11 protein-coding genes are annotated in these 16299 nt (G+C 67.5%); 3 read left to right on the top strand and 8 right to left on the bottom strand.

All coding sequences use genetic code 11. From position 1 onward, the window contains the following. Positions 1-25: 25 nt before the first annotated feature. Positions 26-1054: a sensor histidine kinase gene (locus tag ACQY4O_RS04395; RefSeq protein WP_428378103.1), complete on the bottom strand. Its 1029-nt coding sequence runs from the start codon at positions 1052-1054 to the stop codon at positions 26-28. Then, on the bottom strand, positions 1054-1752 hold the full coding sequence (locus ACQY4O_RS04390) for a response regulator transcription factor (RefSeq protein ID WP_428375004.1): 699 nt from the start codon (positions 1750-1752) through the stop codon (positions 1054-1056). Before ACQY4O_RS04390 ends, ACQY4O_RS04395 begins: the two co-directional genes overlap by 1 nt. 226 nt (positions 1753-1978) lie before the next feature. Here ACQY4O_RS04390 and ACQY4O_RS04385 point away from each other — a divergent pair, with 226 nt between their 5' ends. Both ACQY4O_RS04385 and ACQY4O_RS04380 read left to right on the top strand, forming a co-directional pair. Then, on the top strand, positions 1979-4777 hold the full coding sequence (locus ACQY4O_RS04385) for a bifunctional YncE family protein/alkaline phosphatase family protein (RefSeq protein WP_428378102.1): 2799 nt from the start codon (positions 1979-1981) through the stop codon (positions 4775-4777). A 9-nt stretch (positions 4778-4786) separates the two neighbouring features. After that, the gene (locus ACQY4O_RS04380; RefSeq protein WP_428378101.1) at positions 4787-6409 is read left to right on the top strand and encodes a tetratricopeptide repeat-containing sulfotransferase family protein; all 1623 of its coding nucleotides are present in this window, start codon (positions 4787-4789) and stop codon (positions 6407-6409) included. Here the strand turns inward: ACQY4O_RS04380 and ACQY4O_RS04375 are convergent. From ACQY4O_RS04375 to ACQY4O_RS04365, 3 genes are all read right to left on the bottom strand, one after another. Then, on the bottom strand, positions 6402-8663 hold the full coding sequence (locus ACQY4O_RS04375; protein WP_428375003.1) for a TonB-dependent receptor: 2262 nt from the start codon (positions 8661-8663) through the stop codon (positions 6402-6404). The genes ACQY4O_RS04380 and ACQY4O_RS04375 overlap by 8 nt on opposite strands. Positions 8664-9101: 438 nt before the next feature. After that, a complete protein-coding gene (locus tag ACQY4O_RS04370; RefSeq protein WP_428375002.1) occupies positions 9102-10157 on the bottom strand; it encodes an alpha/beta hydrolase in 1056 nt (351 codons plus the stop codon). 83 nt (positions 10158-10240) lie between these two features. Further along, the gene (locus ACQY4O_RS04365) at positions 10241-10513 is read right to left on the bottom strand and encodes a transposase domain-containing protein (protein WP_428375001.1); all 273 of its coding nucleotides are present in this window, start codon (positions 10511-10513) and stop codon (positions 10241-10243) included. Positions 10514-10668: 155 nt separating this feature from the next. Between ACQY4O_RS04365 and ACQY4O_RS04360 the strand changes: the two genes are divergently transcribed. After that, the gene (locus ACQY4O_RS04360; RefSeq protein WP_428375000.1) at positions 10669-12210 is read left to right on the top strand and encodes an alpha/beta hydrolase domain-containing protein; all 1542 of its coding nucleotides are present in this window, start codon (positions 10669-10671) and stop codon (positions 12208-12210) included. 120 nt (positions 12211-12330) lie between these two features. On the opposite strand, the gene ACQY4O_RS04355 is transcribed toward ACQY4O_RS04360, so the two are convergent. The 3 genes from ACQY4O_RS04355 to ACQY4O_RS04345 are packed head-to-tail and all read right to left on the bottom strand — an operon-like array spanning position 12331 to position 16227. After that, entirely contained in the window at positions 12331-13590 is a 1260-nt protein-coding gene (locus tag ACQY4O_RS04355; RefSeq protein ID WP_428374999.1) for a c-type cytochrome, read from the bottom strand. Next, a complete protein-coding gene (locus ACQY4O_RS04350; protein WP_428374998.1) occupies positions 13587-15764 on the bottom strand; it encodes a molybdopterin cofactor-binding domain-containing protein in 2178 nt (725 codons plus the stop codon). Before ACQY4O_RS04350 ends, ACQY4O_RS04355 begins: the two co-directional genes overlap by 4 nt. Positions 15765-15774: 10 nt before the next feature. Continuing rightward, positions 15775-16227, bottom strand: a complete 453-nt coding sequence (locus ACQY4O_RS04345) for a (2Fe-2S)-binding protein (RefSeq protein WP_428374997.1) — start codon at positions 16225-16227, stop codon at positions 15775-15777. Positions 16228-16299: the final 72 nt, after the last annotated feature.

The raw sequence follows: 16299 nt of genomic DNA, 5'->3' as shown, positions 1-16299 counted from the left end.
ATGAAAAGCGGCCCACCCGGGGTGATCACGCTCCGGGCAGCGTCACCCGCACGAGCGATCCCGGTCCCGGCGGGATCGTGATCTGGCCGCTGTGCGCGACCGCCACGGCGCGCGCGATGGCCAGGCCGAGGCCACTGCCCGAGCCGGCATTCGAGCCCTTGCGGAAGCGCTCGAACATTGCGTCGCGGTCCGCAACCGGGATGCCCTGCCCCTCGTCGGCGACGTCGAGGACGACGCGGCCGTCGGCGCCATGCGAAAGCCGCAGCGCGATCCGACCGCTGCCATGCCGCAGTGCGTTCTGTACCAGGTTGCGCGCCAGGTCGCGCAGGTCGTTCGCCTCGCCGCGGACCAGGACGGTGCCGGGAAGCTCGACCAGCAGCTCACGCCCGGCTTCCTCGATCAGCGGATGCACACCGGCGGCAGCCTCCCGAACGATCCGCGAGAAGTTCAGGACGGCAGCGGTGCGTCCTCTTACCTCCTTGCGCGCGAGATCAAGCAGGCTTTCGACCAGCTGTCGCATGGCGGCGAGGTCCGTTTCCACATCCAGCCAGTCGATCGGCACGTTCGACCGGCGGCTGCGCTGCAGGCGCAGGCCGAGGGCCGCGAGCGGCGTACGCAACTCATGCGCCGCATCGGCGGTAAAGCGGCGCTCGGTCTCATAGGCGGCGGTCAGCCGGTCGAGCGCCGCATTGACCGCATCGGCCAGCGGCCGCAGCTCGCTCGGCAGCCCGCGCGTCGAGATGCGCGCGCCCGGATTGCCCGGCCCGGCGGCTTTCGCCTCCTCGGAGGCCAGGCGCAGCGGCCGCAGGCTCCAGCGTGTCACCCCGCCGATCAACCCCAATACCACCAGGCTGAACGGCAGCAGGATCGCGAGATCCTGCCACGGCTCGGGCAGCTCGTCGCCGAGCAGCAGGCGGCCCACTCTCGCGGCAAGGTCGCGGCCACGCTCGAGCGAGTGCAGGCCGGAGACCAGCGCGAGGCCGCCGAACAGCAGGACCGACATCGATCCGACCAGGCGGTTGCCCAGGCTGTTGAATATCGGCCGGCCGAGCATCAAGCGAGGGGTACCGCCGGCGTGCGCACGACCAGCCGGTAGCCGATGCCGCGGATCGTCTCGACGGCGATGTCGTCGCCGCCGGCCCGCAAGAGGTGACGGCGCAGGCGCGACACCGCCGCTTCCAGGGCGTTGCCGCTGACCACGTCGCTGAGGCCATAGAGCCGGTCCTCCAGCGTGTCGCGCACCACGGTACGCCCGACGCCGCGCGCAAGCTCTTCCAGCAGCGACAGCTCGCGTCGGGAAAGGTCGAGCAGGACGCCGCGGATCCTGGCCTCGCGCGCCTCGGTATCGAAGGTCAGAATCCCGAGATCGAGCACCGGTGTCCGGCGCAGGCCGGGCCGGCGCAACACCGAGCGCAGCCTGGCATCGAACTCGTTCAGGTCGAACGGCTTGAGCAGATAGTCGTCGGCGCCCGCGTCGAGTCCCTGAACCCGGTCGTCGATGGCATCGCGCGCCGTCAGGACCAGCACCGGCACGTCCGCAGCAGGTCCCGAACGCAGGGCACGCAGGACGGTGATCCCGTCGAGATCCGGCAGCCCGAGATCGAGGATGATCGCGTCATAGGCGCTGGTCGATGCCGCGGCCAGCGCCTCGTCGCCACGCGCCACCGCATCCGTCACGAAGCCGCCGCCGCGCAGATGCGCGGCCATCATCTCGCGCAACGCGCGATGATCCTCGACAAGCAAGACACGCATAGGTTGATCTCCGGGAACAACATGCTCTTGAGGGTTATCAGAGCCCTGCGGCAAGGCACGACGCAAGGCGATGATTTTATGACAATGCGCCGGCGGCGGCTGCGAGGAGAGAGACGGTCAGGTTTTTGTCAGTCTGCTGCTCCAGAACATTCCGCAGCAGGTCCAGACGCCATCGGCCAGCACCGGCTGGATGCCCGGGACCGTGTTCAGGAGTCTTAAGGTGACGATGTCATTGAGGAAACACCCGCTCGTCGGCGTGATGGCGCTCTCCCTCGCCGCCCCGGGCCTTGCGCACGGCGGCCTGGCGCAGGCACAGACCGACCAGACCACGCGCACCGTCGGGCCGCAGACCAACGGCTCCATCGTCGCCTCCGACAACCAGCTGCTGACGCCGGCCGGCAAGGTCGTGCAGCTCGGCTCGCCGGTGGTCGCCAAGGCGGTCGCGGTCAACCCGAACCCCTCGACCCGGAGCGGCGCGGTGCTGCTGATGGATGCCGCCCAGCCGGTCATCGTGTTCGACACCAAGACCGGCGCGGTGCTGCAGCGCTACATCCCGAGTGCTGTCAGCGGCACCACCTTCACCAACAACACCACCGGCTCGTTCACCGGCATCAGCTATTCGCCGGACGGCTCGAAGCTGCTGTTCAGCCAGGACAACAATTTCGTCGCCGTCGCGAACGTCAATCCGGCCAATGGCGAGCTGACACCTGCGATGAGCGTGCCGCTGCCGCCGCCGCCGGCCAACCCGAACCTGTACAATGCGACCTCGGCCAACCCCGGCGGCGTGGTCGCCGCGGGCGGTGCGCTGGGCCTCGTCGTGCTGAACGCGAACAACACCGTCGGCGTGATGAACCTGTCGACCGGCACACTGGAGTCGCAGATCCCGGTCGGCAATGCGCCGAACAGCATCGTGGTCAGCGGCGACTACGCCTATGTCAGCAACGAAGGTGGCCGTCCCGCAACCTCGTCGGACTTCACCAACCTCTCCGACGGCACCCCGATCGTTGTCGATCCGACCAACGCCTTTGCCACCACCGGCACGGTCTCGGTCATCAACATGCGCACCGGCACGGTGACCAAGACCATCAATGTCGGCCTGCATCCCGCCGGCATGGCGGTCTCGGGCTCGAAGCTCTATGTCGCCAACTCCTATGACGACACCATCTCGGTCATCGATACCGGCCTGCAGCAGGTCGTGCGCACGATCAGCGTTGGCGTGCCGATCAAGGGCGGCGCATTCGGCGCCGGCGTCAACGGGATCGCGATCGCCGGCAACCACGCCTATGTGACCCTCGGGCAGTCCAATGCCATCGCGGTTGTCGACCTCACCAACAACGCGGCCAACCCGGTGATCGGCTATATCCCGACGCTGTATTTCCCGACCACCATCGCCTATGACGCCGCCAACAGCCAGCTGGTCGTCTCGGATGACAAGGGCCTCGGCGCCCAGGGTTCGCTCGGCACGGCGCACGGCGTCACCGCCTTCAACACCCACCAGGAAACCGGCACGGTCAACCTGATCCCGCTGCCGAGCCCCACGCAACTCGTCAAGATGACCGCGCACGTCATCCGCAACAACCACTGGGATTCCAGGAACATCCAGGTCGGTTCCGAATACGCCAATCCCAATGCCGATCCGGTCGCGATCCCGGCGCATATCGGCGAGCCGTCGCTGATCAAGCACGTCTTCCTGGTCATCAAGGAGAACCGCACCTACGACCAGATGCTCGGCGACGTGGCGCAGGGCAACGGCGATCCGAGCCTTGCGGTGTTCGCCGCCAACGTGCCGAACCAGCACGCTTTGGTGAAGCGCTTCCCGCTGCTAGACAACATGTATGCGCCGAGCCGGCAGTCGGCCGACGGCCATCCCTGGATCGTCGAAAGCGGCTCGTTCTACTCCAACGACATCCTCTCGCCGGACTGGATACGCAGCTACCCGGGCGGCAACAGCAACGATGCGCTGACCTACACCCAGAAGGGCTTCCTCTGGTCGGCCGCGGAGCAGAAGGGCCTGAACGTCAAGATGTATGGCGAGTGGAGCAACCACTACACCATCGCCGCCAAGCCGGGCGGCGGCACCTACAGCTGGGCCGATTTCTACAACACCTCGTTGTTCAAGGAGACCGGCGGCAAAGCCGGCAGCATGATCGTGCCGGATGGCGCCGACACCGAGATCGCCTACATCCCGTCTGTCACCCGGATCCTCGATCCGCACTATCCGTCCTTCAACCTCGGCATCCCGGACCAGTACCGGATGGACTACTACCTGCCGATCCTCGCAGCCCAGGACGCCGCGAACCAGGTGCCGACGCTCACCATCCTGTGGCTGCCGAACGACCATACCAACGGCACCACCACCGGTGACCCGCTGCCAAACAACTACCAGGCCGACAACGACCTCGCCCTCGGCCGCATGGTGGAGGCGATCAGCAACACCAAGGCGTGGCCGACCAGTGCGATCTTCGTCGAGGAGGACGACAGCCAGGACGGCGTCGACCATATCGACGGCCATCGCCAGCCGGCCTACGTCATCAGCCCGTATGCGGCAGCGCCGCAATCGTCGGGTGTCGGAAAGGTCATCCACACCACCTACACCCAGGAGAACATCAACCGCACCATCGAGAACATCCTCGACCTGCCGCCGCTAACCCAGTTCGACCTGACAGCGTCGCCGATGTTCGACTGCTTCCAGAATACGCCCGACACCGCGCCGTTCACCCACGTGCCCGCGACCACGCCGCTCAATATCGGACCCGGCGGCACGCCGATCCCCGGCACCGGGCCCGCGAACTACGCCATGCTGCACATGACGCCGATGCAGAAGGCGTGGAACGTCGCGTCCAACAGGATGACGAAAGGCAAGCAGGGGAAAGCGGACTCAGTGGACGAGAATTTCCTCAACCACGTGATCTGGTACTCCGCCACCGACTGGAAGCGGGCCTATCCTGGCGAGGCGCAGATCCAGTGGCCCGCCAAGCTGGTCGCTGCCGCGCTGCGCCATCCGGTCGTCGACAACGACGACTGATCTCCCCTCCTGGTCAACCTCCAGCCCACCCGGGCCGATCCCCGCCTGAGACGCGCCGGCCAGTTCCTGCAGGCCGGGCGTCCGGCCGAGGCGCTGCCGCTGCTCTACGAAGCAGCGGCCGACGCGCCGAGCGATGCCGGCATCCGGCATGATCTCGGCCAGGTCTGCCTGCAGGCCGGGCGTGGCCGGGAGGCGGTGGAGGCCTTCGAGGCCGCCCTGGCCCGCAACCCCCGCTTCGCGCTCGCAAGGCTGCATCTCGGGATCGCGCTGCAGAGCCTCGGCGACGACCCGGCGGCGCTCGCTTCCTATCAGGCGGCGTCACAGCTGCAACCGTCCCTGGTCGAGGCGCGCTATCATGCCGGCGCCCTGCTGGAAACGCTCGGACGCCGGTCCGACGCCATCGCCGCCTTCCGGCGGGCAGCCGCCGCCACACCGAGGACCAGCCTCAGCCGCCTGGCCGGCGCCCGCGCCCTGCTCGCCGAGGGCCGCGATGCCGAGGCCGAGCGGGCGCTGCGCCAGCTGCTGACGCTTGACCCCGCGGCGCTCTCTGCCACCGAACTGCTCGGCATGATCGCGTCCAGCGCCGGCCGCTTCGAGGAAGCCTTCGCCCTGCTCGACCAGGCGACGCGCAACGCACCGCAACTGGCGGGCAGCTACTACGAGCTCGTACGCTGCCGCCGCGTGACACGAGACGACTTTGACCTGATCGCGCGCATGCAGGCGGCACTGGCAGCTGCGAACCTGCAGACGGAGGCGCGCCTGAAGCTCCATTTGGCACTCGGGAAGGCCTTCGACGATCTCGACGACCCCGCCACGGCGATGCGGCATTACGATGCGGCGGACGCGTGGCGCAGTACCCTCTGCCGCTTCGATCCGGTCGCGTTCGAGGCCCGCATCGAGGGCCTGATCGCACGGTTCACGCCGGAGACTGTCGCGCGGCTGGCCGGGTCCGGGCGGCGCGATCCGACGCCGATCCTGATCATGGGATTGCCGCGCACCGGCACCACCCTGGTCGAACACATCCTGTCGGCGCATCCGGACGTGCATGCCGGCGGCGAGCTGCCGTTCTGGACCGAGCACGCGGCAACGCCCGATCCGGCGGCGGCCGCCGCCGACTACACACGGCTACTGCGCAGCCTTGCCGCCGGGGCCGAGCGGGTCACCGACAAGAGCCCGTTCAATATCCTCCAGGCCGGCCTGATCCACACCGCGCTGCCGGACGCGATCATCGTCCTGTGCAGCCGCCATGCGATCGACACCGCGCTGTCGATCCACCGCACCTATTTCAACCAGCATGTGGCCTTCCCGACCGGCGGCGAGGCGCTGGTGGCCGCACTTTGCGCGGTCGAGCGGCTGGCGGCGCACTGGCGGTCGGTGCTGCCGGCAGACCGCCTGCACGAGGTGGTGTACGACGATCTGGTCGCAGCGCCGGAGCCGGTGATCCGGCGCCTGGTGGCGGCGTGCAGACTGCCCTGGTCGGACGCCTGCCTGCGGCCCGAGCAGAACCCGCGCACGGTGCACACGCCCAGCCGGTGGCGGGTGCGGCAGCCGATCTCGAAGGCGGCTGCAGGGTCCTGGCGCCGCTACGAGGCCTGGCTCGGACCTCTAGCGGCGCTCGAACCCCTCAGATGACAGCCGCGATGTTGAAGAACAGGCCGCGGCCGGGATTGACCCAGTACAGCGGTTCGCCGTTGCCCGCCGCCGCCGCGGCATAGCCGATCAGGCTGAGATTGTTCAGCAGGTTGGTGACCTGCATGCCGAGTTCGACATCGCGTCCGTGCAGCACCGGCAGCACGTAATGCACCGAGAGGTCGAGCGTGTCGTACGACTTGATCGGGTATTTGTTCTTGAAGCCGGTATCCACGCCCCATTGCGGCCCGACATCCTTGTCGAGCAGCGAGAAATCGACGCGATCGCCGTCGAGCGCCACGTTCGCGCGGTCAAACAGCAGGCCGGCGACGCCGGTGCGACGCGGCGCCTGCGCGACCGACGCGCCGTTGAGGTAGTTCGCATCGTTGAGCGAGCCGTTTGCGTAAAGCGCAAAGCCATAGCCGAGCTGGGCCGTCGCCTCGACCTCGACGCCCTTGAAGTGCGCCGAGCCTTGGTTGGTATAGAGCGTGTTGGTGCCGAGCGTGGTGGCCGCGATGTAGTTCTGGTAACGGATGTAGTAAAGATCGGCGTCGGCCGAAAGCCAGCGATGCTGATAGACGGTGCCGACCTGGTAGTTGTCGGTCGTCGAGGGCTGCACGCTATTCACGATCGAGGCGTAGAACACGTTCAGCGGTGGCGTCAGGAAGCCCTTCGCGGCCTGTGCATAGACCGACAGCCCGGTTGCCACGCGGTAGTTCAGGTCGATCGACGGCAACGCCTTGTTGTAGGTCGCATGGTCATCCGCCGAACGCTTGACCGTGCGCACCAGCGGGCCGTCCAGCGCGCGCGTCACCGAGCTGTACTTCATGCCGAGGGTCACCGTCAGCCGTGGCGTCGGCTTCCAGGCGAACTCGATATAGGGCTGAGCCGTCGTCAGCCGGTCGAAGTAATGATACTGGTATGGGGATCCGGTCCGCGACGTCGTATAGGGCAAGTCGTTGCGTGTCAGCACGACATTCGTCTTGTAGAGCGTGTTGTCCTCGCTCTCGAACCAGGCGCCGGTGCGCAACTGGCCGAAGGAAGTATCGCAGGTCAGCCGGAGGATGTCACCCCAGGCCCGGTAGTCGTTCTGATACGCGGCACCCGGGACGTCGTTGTCCAGCACGGTGGGCGCGCCATTGAGGTAGTAGGTCTGCTTCGCCGTGGTGGTGAGGTTCGGCGTGGTGAGCGAGGTGTCCGAGGTCTGCGTGCCGCGGTGGTAGAAGGCGGTGGTGTAAGCCTGGTCCGAGATCTTGAGCCCGCTGCCGAAATCATGGTCCAGCTTGATGTACTCGAAATCCGTCGTGTAATTGTCCCGGTTGTAGGGACCGTAGGCCTGCGAGCGCGGATCGTCGTTGAGCGAGAAATTGCGACCGTAATCCTCGATCAGGCCGAGCGGCGTGCCGTAGGGCGTATCGGTCACGGCGTTGTCGAGGTTGACGGCCGCGGTCAAAATGGTGTCGGCGCCGATCGGCTGGACATACTTGATGAACAGGTTGCGCCGCTCGTCGCTGGTGCCGGTCGAGGCGCCGCGGCTCTCGTTGCGCTGGATGTCGACTAGCAGCCGGCCGTCGCCGAGCACACCGCCGAGCCTCCCGGTGTCGGCCTGCAGGCCGTAGAGCTTGGTCCCGAAGCTGCCGAAGGTCGCATACGGGTTGAAGCGCATGGAGGTGGACGGATCGCGCGATGTCAGTTCGACATCGCCGCCGAACGTCGCCGAACCCACGGTCGAGGCTGGCCCGGGGCCGCGATTGACGACGATGCCGCTGAGATCGTGCGCCACGAAGTAGGCGGCCGGCTGCGGGGAAAGATTGCTCGGCGAGCCCGGCAACTGCACGCCGTCGAACAACACGCTGAACTGGGTGTACTGCAGGCCGCGGATGCTCTGGCCGAAATCCTGCTGCAGACCGGGACCGTTCGGATCGATGTCCATGGCACTCGGTGTGAGCCGGATGATGTCGTCGTAGTTCGAGGTCGCGGGCACATTCTCCTGGATGTAGCGCTGGCCGATCGCCGCCGTCGGCTGGATCTGCGTGAGCGATCCCTGCGACGGCGCCTGCGCCGATGCGGCGCCCGGGAAGCTGTGGCCGTTGACCTGCAGGTGTTCGACCGGCGCGGCGGGAGGCGACGAGGCGCCGTCGGTCGTGGGCTGACCAGGATCGGATTGCGCAAGCGACCGGCTCGAGGTGGGAAGCAACAAGGCCACGAAGGCAAGCGCCGTCGTCTTGATGGACGTAGAACAGTTGAGCTTAGGCATGCGAAACCTGACCAATCCCTGACGGGCAGTCTTAGTTTCTGGAACCGTTCAATGTTGTGAAGTTCCGATGAAAGCTCGGCCTCCAGGCACAGCTTGTCGATGCGCGCGGCACGATACGGTGCCGGCAGCCGATCTCCGGCGATGCCGCGGAAGCCTGGCGCCGCCCCGAGCCATGGCTCGGGGCGCTCGCGGCATTGCGTCCGGACGGAGGACACGCCGGTTTGAAGCCTGCCGGCGACCTACCGGGAGCTGGATGCCGGGCCGTTGCCGGACTGTTGCCTAATAATCGCGGGTCAAGCCATCGAGCACATTGAGTAAACTACACGCAACCACGACAGCCTGCCAGTTGATGGGCGCAGCAGATTAACTCAAGGCCGCCCCTGATGCTGCATTGCGTTCGGAGATGACAGGCCTACCCGGCCGGGACTGGTGCGGCGGCTACCAGGGTGGCAGCTCGTCGCCAAGTGCAAAGGGGACCGCCTGACCAAGGGCGGCCGGCACAACGGAGAAGTGGTCCTCGTCCGGGAACTCCACGAATTTGGTCGTGATGTGCCCAGTAAGCAGAGCCGCCATCTGCCGCGCATTGGTAACCATCGTCCTACGGTCCATTGACGCATAGCCGACGGCCACGTCCGCATCGGCCTGCGCGTCCGTCTTGCCGTCGGCTTCGAACGCCTTGCGATCGTCGTATCGGTCATGAGCGACATAAGTGGGCGACCGAAATTGTTCGAGGTCGCCGACGGACAAGAACACCCGCAATTTGGCGGGACGGCCGCCCTTGGCAAGGAAGTCCTGCGCCTGTCGCAGCGGGGTGCGGTTGTTCCACCAGATCGACGGACTAAGGGCAACATAGGTCTGGAACGACCCCGGCCGGGCGAACAGGGCTTCGAGCGTGAACAGGCCGCCCAGCGAGTGGCCGATCAAGGTCTGGCGGGTGCGGTCCACCGGGAAGCGCGCCTCGATCACCGGCTTCACCGTGTTGTCGATGAAGTTCATCAGTGTGACGTCGCCGCCGTTGGGGCCGGGGAGGACATCCGGATCTGGATGCCCGGGCGTGGCGGCCGAAGTAAAGTCCAGGCTGCGCCTCTTGAGATCGAAGGCCTCCGCGACGGGATAGCCGATGCCGACGACAACCGCTGGCTCGACCCGGCTCTGGATGCCGGTCTCGAGGTTGGTGCGGATGATCTCCGACACGAGGCCGGTCCAGGCGTTGCCGTCCACGACGTAGATTACCGGATAGCCGGCAGCCGGGGGCTTGCTGGCGGGGGTCGCGACGACGATCCGGTAGGGCGCCCCCGCGGCCGAGCGGAGGGTGGTCTGCTGCAGCTTCGGCAGGTCGAACGGCGCCCAGCTCACGGCCTGGGCGGCATGCGCGTTGAGGGGCATGACAATGTAGCCGACGACCAAGGCGAGACAGGCACCACAGTTGCGTGCGGCGAGAACAGCCAGCCTCATCAAAAGTTTGCTGGCAAAAGCCTTTGGGTGCATGTCCATTACAATCCGGGTAGCGTCCCGAGCTGAGACCCTCAAGCATCAGGGACCGGATGCCAACTGACACCAGATGTCTACCTCGGACATCAGCGTGCCGCCAACCACGACATAAGCTCGCCGAGCCGGTAGCTCGGATATCCATCCGCCATGCTGGCGAGGCTATCTCGCAGCCATGCGTAGGGCTCGAGGCCGTTAAGCTCGGCGGTCTCGATCAGCGAGGCGACGATCGCCCAGCGCCGGGCCCCGCCCTCGCTGCCCGCGAACAGGCTGTTCTTGCGGCCAACCGCCACGGGACCGATTGCCCGCTTCACCGGGTTGTTGTCCAGCTCGATCTGAGCTGCTGCCGGTTTGGTGGACACCTGGTTTTAGGGTGTTTCACAGGATCGGAGGGTGCGGATGGAACGGCGACAGTTCAGCCGGGAGTTCAATCTGGAGGCGATCCGGCTGGTGTGTCTGGAAGCGGTGGCCTACGCTCATACCCAACCTCTCGGCAAAGAGAGGAAGGGGAAACATCATGACCAACCGGATGGCGTCACTGCGCCTTGCGACGCTGTTGGCACTCGCCGTCACGATATCCACCACCGCCCAGGCAAGCGGGGCTCGCGAGATACCGTCCGTGACCGGGCCGATCGCCGGCAACAGCCCAGCCAATCATGCCTTCGATGCCGCCGCCTATCAGGCGGTGCCGATCGATCTCGGGTCTCGCGGCTACCGTGAGGACGAGTATTTCCTCAGTGGCACCGCAAATGTCTACCAATACGAAGACGCGGCCGATCCGTCCGACACGACGGTCACAGTACTGCGCCGCGGCCCTTATACAAACCGCATCCTGGTCCGCCGGCCAACTGATCCAGGACGCTTCAGCGGCAACGTGATCGTCGAGCTGCTGAACGCCACCAACAACTACGATCTGCCCGTCCTATGGTCCTACGATCATGACTATTTCTTGAGCCGCGGCGACATCTGGATCGGGATCACCAGCAAGCCGGTGACGATCGCCGGGCTGAAGACGTTCAATCCGGTCCGGTACGCTCCACTCTCGTGGGATAATCCCAACAAGGACGAGACCGCCGCCACCTGCCCGGTCCTGCAGACGGTAGTTGGCGGCGCGTCGCACGCCACCGAGGACGGGCTGCTATGGGACGTGCTCAGCCAGACCGGCGCTCTGGTCCGCAGCCATGATGCGAGCAACCCATTGCAGCAGTACCGCGTCCGTGCCGTCTATGCGGCCGGATACTCCCAGAGCGCAATCGATCTTGTCGCCTACATCGATGCCATCACCCCCGGCATCTCCGGAGCGCCGCCGTTCGACGGCTACCTGGTCGGATCGGGCTTCGGCATCCAGGCGCCGCTCGACCAATGCAGCCCGGCGCCGCTCGCCGGGGATCCGCGCAATGTGCTGCGTTCGCGCAACGCCGCGATCATCGCCACCCAGTCGCAAACCGACTATCGCGATGGGCGCGTGGCTTATCGCAACGACAGCGACGCTGCCGACGACCGCTTCCGTCTCTACGAGGCTGCGGGCCCGTCCCACGTTGTCGTCGAGCAAACGACATCCGCCGCCAACGCCACCGATACCCACGCCGCCGGCGGCACAACATTGGTCGAAGATTACGCAACCTGCCAGGCCGGTGCCATGCTCAGCACCTTCCCGGGCCGCTATCTGCTCGACGCCAGCTTCGCCTTTCTCGAGAGCTGGGTTACCCAAGGCCGCATCCCGCCACACGCGTCGCTGATCCAGTCAACCGGAACAGCACCGGCTTTGATCACGCTCCTGGATCAGAACGGCAATGGCCTCGGCGGCGTCCGCGCCCCGGAACTCGACGTTCCGGTCGCCACCTATACCGAGAGTACCGGCGCCAGCAGCCTGAACTGCGGGCTCTCCGGTCAGGTGATCGCCTTCGACAAGGCGAAGCTGCAGGCATTGTATCCGAGCCGGGTGGACTATCTGGCGCCTTTCGTCGGCGACACTCTGTCGATAGCGAGACCCGGTTTCCTCACCCCGGACGATGCCGCCGAAGCGATCTCAGCCGCAGCTGCCAGATCAATTCGCTGAACCCAGCCTGATTGGGCGATCGCCGGACAGAACGCCGCGGCATCGAGAGATGGCTGCGGGTTCTGCCCGACGAGGACCACTGGGTTTGCTAAAGCCGGCCAACATCGTCGAGGGGCGCCCTCAGGACCCCGAGCCGATCTTCTGCGTCTTCTCGGCAGCCTCGCGCGCGGCCTTGACCTGCTGTGCGGTGACCTCGCCCTGGCGGCCGCCGAACTGGCCGATCGCGTAGTTCGCTACCGCCGCCAGTTCCGGATCGGTATAGGCGCGGGTGAAGGCGTGCATGAACATCAGGCCCTGGTCGGTCTGGATCTGCGAGCCGTGTGCCAGCACCTGCACCATGTTGGTGGCGGTCGGATCGCCCAGGCTGTGGTCGCCGCGCAGCGCCGCCCATTGCGACTGCCGCCCGTCGCCGCCGGGCAGGTGGCAGCCGGCGCAGGCCTCGGCGAACACCTGCCGGCCCAGGGGGACCGCTGGCCGGCTGGCCGGCGTGGCCTGCGGTGCCTCCGGTCCGTCCGGCTGCGCCGGGATGCCGCGCAGATAGACCACGATGGCATGGATGTCGGCGGCGCTCAGGTAGCGCAGGCTGTATTGCACCGCCTCGGCCATCGGACCGGAGGCCGGCCCGTGCCCGTCGGCATGGCCGGTGGACAGGTACTGCTCCAGCGCCGCGTCGCTCCAGCCCTTCAGCCCGTGCGTGGCGTCGCTGGTCAGGTTGTAGGCGTCCCAGCCCTGCTGCACGGCGCCGGCATAGGCGCGCGCGGTGTCGAGACCCTGGGTCGCGGTGCGCGGCGTGTGGCACTGCGCGCAATGGCCGAGCGCCTCGACGAGGTAGGCGCCGCGGTTCCAGTCGGCCGGCTTGCCAGCGTCCGGAGTGAAGCGATGGTCGGGGTTGTTGAGCAGGTTCCAGCCGATCATCACGGCGCGGATGTTGTAGGGAAAATCCATCCGGTTCGCGGGCGCGGTCGCATGCACCGCCGGCAGGCTGAACAGGTAGGCCTTGATGGCGAGCGCATCGTCGCGCGTCATCAGCGTGTAGGAATTGTACGGCATCGCCGGGTAGAGATGCTTGCCGCCGCGGGCAACTCCCGTGTGCAGCACGCGCACGAACTCGTCGTCGGTGTAGCGGCCGATGCCGGTCTGCGCATCCGGCGTGATGTTCGGAGAATACAGCACGCCCATCGGCAGCGTGAAGGCGCGTCCGCCGGCATAGGCGCCGCCGCCGGCCGCGCTATGGCACGCCTGGCAGTCGGCGGCGCGGGCGAGATACTCGCCGCGCTTGACCAGGTCGGTGGTCTGGCTCCGCGCCGCCGGGCCGCTCGCCAGGGCACACAGTAGCGCCCCCGCGAGTGCCGGTCCCGGAGTTCGCAGGTGGCGCCTCATGCCGAACTCAGCTGGCCGGTGGCGAACGGGATCCGTCGCAAACGTCGCCCGCTGGCGGCGAAGATGGCGTTCGCCAGCGCGGGGGCGGCAATCGCGGTGCCGGTCTCGCCGATGCCGCCGATCGAGCCGGCCGGGTTGTCGACGACATGCACCTCGATCACCGGCGCCTCGTTGATGCGCATCATGCGGTAGTCATGGAAGTTGCTCTGGTCGACGCGACCGCGGCTGAGCGTGATCTCGCTGTACAGCGCCATCGTCAGCCCGAAGATGAGCCCGCCCTCGATCTGCGCCCGGATCGTGTCCGGATTGACCACCGGCCCGCAATCCACGGCGACGTCGGCGCGATGGATGCGCACCGAACCCTCCGCAGTGACCTCGGCGTCCAGCACGGCGGCAAGGTAGCTCCCGAAGGCGAATTGCAGTGCGACACCGCGACCGCGCCCGCTCGGTGAAGGCTGGCCCCACCCGGATTTCGACGCCGCGAGATTGAGCACAGCCAGTGCGCGTGGGTTCTTGGAGAGCATGCCACGCCGGAACGCCACCGGATCCCGCCCGGCCGCCGCGGCCAGTTCGTCGATGACGCTCTCGACGACGAAGACGTTGTGCGTGGGACCGACGCCGCGCCACCAGAGGGTGGTGACGCCCGGCGGCTCGGCGCGTACATACTCCACATGATGCGCCGGCAGGTCGTACGGCGTCTCGGCGGCGCCTTCGACCGCGTCCGGATCGAGCCTGCCGCCCTGCTTCATGCCGGGAGGCGCCCAGCGTGCCATCACCGACGAGCCGGTGACCCGGTGCGACCAGCCGACGATGGCACCCTTGGCGTCGAGGCCCGCGGAGATACGGTCGTAGTAGAACGGCCGGTACAAGTCGTGCTGGATGTCCTCCTCGCGGGTCCAGATCAGCTTCACCGGATAGTCGAGGTGCCTCGCGATCCGCGCCGCCTGGGTGATGCTGTCGACGTCGAGCCGGCGGCCGAAGGCACCGCCCATGATCTGGTTGTGCACCTGGATTTTCTCCGGCGGCAGCCCGGTCTCGGCTGCCACCGCCATCTGCGCGCGCACCGGCACCTGGGTGCCGACCCAGAGCTCCGCGCCGTCCGGCCGCACATGGATCGTGGTGTTGATCGGCTCCATCGGCGCATGCGACAGGAACGGCAGTTCATAGACCACGTCGATGCTCTTCGCCGCCGACTTGATCGCCGCCGCCGCATCGCCCGCATGCGTGGCGACCACGCCCTCGGTCCGCGACGCCGCATCCAGCGCGTGGGTCAGGCTCGCCGACGACACGCCCGCATTCGGGCCGTCATCCCAGACGGGGGCTGCCGCCTGCAGCCCCTGCTTGGCCGCCCACATATGGTCGCCGATCACCGCATAGACGTCGTCGAGCTTCACCACGTCGCGCACGCCGGGGACGGCGCGCGCCGCCGCCTCGTTGATGGAGACGAGCCGGCCGCCGCGCACCGGGCAGGCGGAGACGGTGCCGATCTTCAGGCCCGGCAGCTTTACGTCGATGCCGTAGATCGCGCGGCCGTTGACCTTGGCCGGGGTGTCGAGCCGCTTCTGCGGCGTGCCGATCAGCCTGAACGCGCCGGCGTCCTTGAGCTTGACGTCGCTCGGCACCGGCAGCAGCGCCGCATCGTCCACCAGTGCGCCATAGGCGAGGCTGCGGCCGCTGGCGGCGTGCGTCACCACGGCGTGCGCGGCCACGCAACCGGCGGGATCGACGCTCCAGCGCGTAGCTGCGGCCTGCACCAGCATGGTCCGCGCCGCGGCGCCCGCCTCGCGCAGCGGCTTCCAGTCGGCCCGGGTCGAGGCGGAACCGCCGGTGGCCTGCTCGCCGAGCAACGGGCTGGCGTAAAGCTTGTTGTCGGGGGGTGCCGCCTGCAGCCGGACCTGGTCCATGCCGACCTCGAGTTCCTCGGCCAGCAGCATGGCCGTCGAGGTCCAGATGCCCTGGCCGCACTCGGTATCGGGCATGATCAGCGTGACCGTGCCCGCCTGGTCGATGCGGATGTAGGCGTTGGGCGCGAACATGCCGGTGGCCGGAGCGCCGGCCGCCTCGGCCGCCCTGGCGAGGCGGGGCAGGTGCAGCCCGAGCAGCAGGCCACCTCCGGCGACAGCGGCGCCCTTCAGCAGGCTGCGGCGGCTGGCGAGCGGGGCGACCGCGTTCATCACCCCGGCCTCAGGCTTGCGACGCAGTGTGGATCGCCTTGCGTATGCGCACATAGGTGCCGCAGCGGCAGATATTGCCGGCCATCGCGGCATCGATGTCGGCGTCGGTCGGCTGCGGCACCTTGTTCAGCAGCGCGGTCGCCGACATGATCTGGCCGGACTGGCAGTAGCCGCACTGCACCACCTCGGTGTCGAGCCACGCCTTCTGCACGCGGGCCCCGTTCGGGGTCGCGCCGACCGCCTCGATCGTGGTGACCGGACGCCCCGCGACACCGGCCAGCGGCAGCAGGCAGGAGCGCACCGCCTCGCCGCCGAGATGCACGGTGCAGGCGCCGCACTGGGCGATGCCGCAGCCGAACTTGGTCCCGGTCAGTCCCAGCACGTCGCGCAGCGCCCAGAGCAGCGGCATGTCGGGCGGCAGGTCGACCTGGTGGCTCTCGCCATTGACAAGCAGGGTGATCATCGCGCGCCTCCTCCGCTCCGACAGAGGGGCGGACACTCCGGATTGCTGTCCCGGCCGGCGGACCGAGACCGC

It is taken from the genome of Lichenicoccus sp. (assembly GCF_965277665.1).
Lineage (GTDB): Bacteria > Pseudomonadota > Alphaproteobacteria > Acetobacterales > Acetobacteraceae > Lichenicoccus.
This window is presented reverse-complemented; position numbering and strand designations above follow the sequence as displayed.

Coding starts and splice junctions, on each gene's coding strand:
- ACQY4O_RS04395 (WP_428378103.1), bottom strand. CDS start 1,054: ATGCTCGGCCGGCCGATATTCAACAGCCTGGGCAACCGCCTGGTCGGA.
- ACQY4O_RS04390 (WP_428375004.1), bottom strand. CDS start 1,752: ATGCGTGTCTTGCTTGTCGAGGATCATCGCGCGTTGCGCGAGATGATG.
- ACQY4O_RS04385 (WP_428378102.1), top strand. CDS start 1,979: ATGTCATTGAGGAAACACCCGCTCGTCGGCGTGATGGCGCTCTCCCTC.
- ACQY4O_RS04375 (WP_428375003.1), bottom strand. CDS start 8,663: ATGCCTAAGCTCAACTGTTCTACGTCCATCAAGACGACGGCGCTTGCC.
- ACQY4O_RS04370 (WP_428375002.1), bottom strand. CDS start 10,157: ATGGACATGCACCCAAAGGCTTTTGCCAGCAAACTTTTGATGAGGCTG.
- ACQY4O_RS04360 (WP_428375000.1), top strand. CDS start 10,669: ATGACCAACCGGATGGCGTCACTGCGCCTTGCGACGCTGTTGGCACTC.
- ACQY4O_RS04355 (WP_428374999.1), bottom strand. CDS start 13,590: ATGAGGCGCCACCTGCGAACTCCGGGACCGGCACTCGCGGGGGCGCTA.
- ACQY4O_RS04350 (WP_428374998.1), bottom strand. CDS start 15,764: ATGAACGCGGTCGCCCCGCTCGCCAGCCGCCGCAGCCTGCTGAAGGGC.
- ACQY4O_RS04345 (WP_428374997.1), bottom strand. CDS start 16,227: ATGATCACCCTGCTTGTCAATGGCGAGAGCCACCAGGTCGACCTGCCG.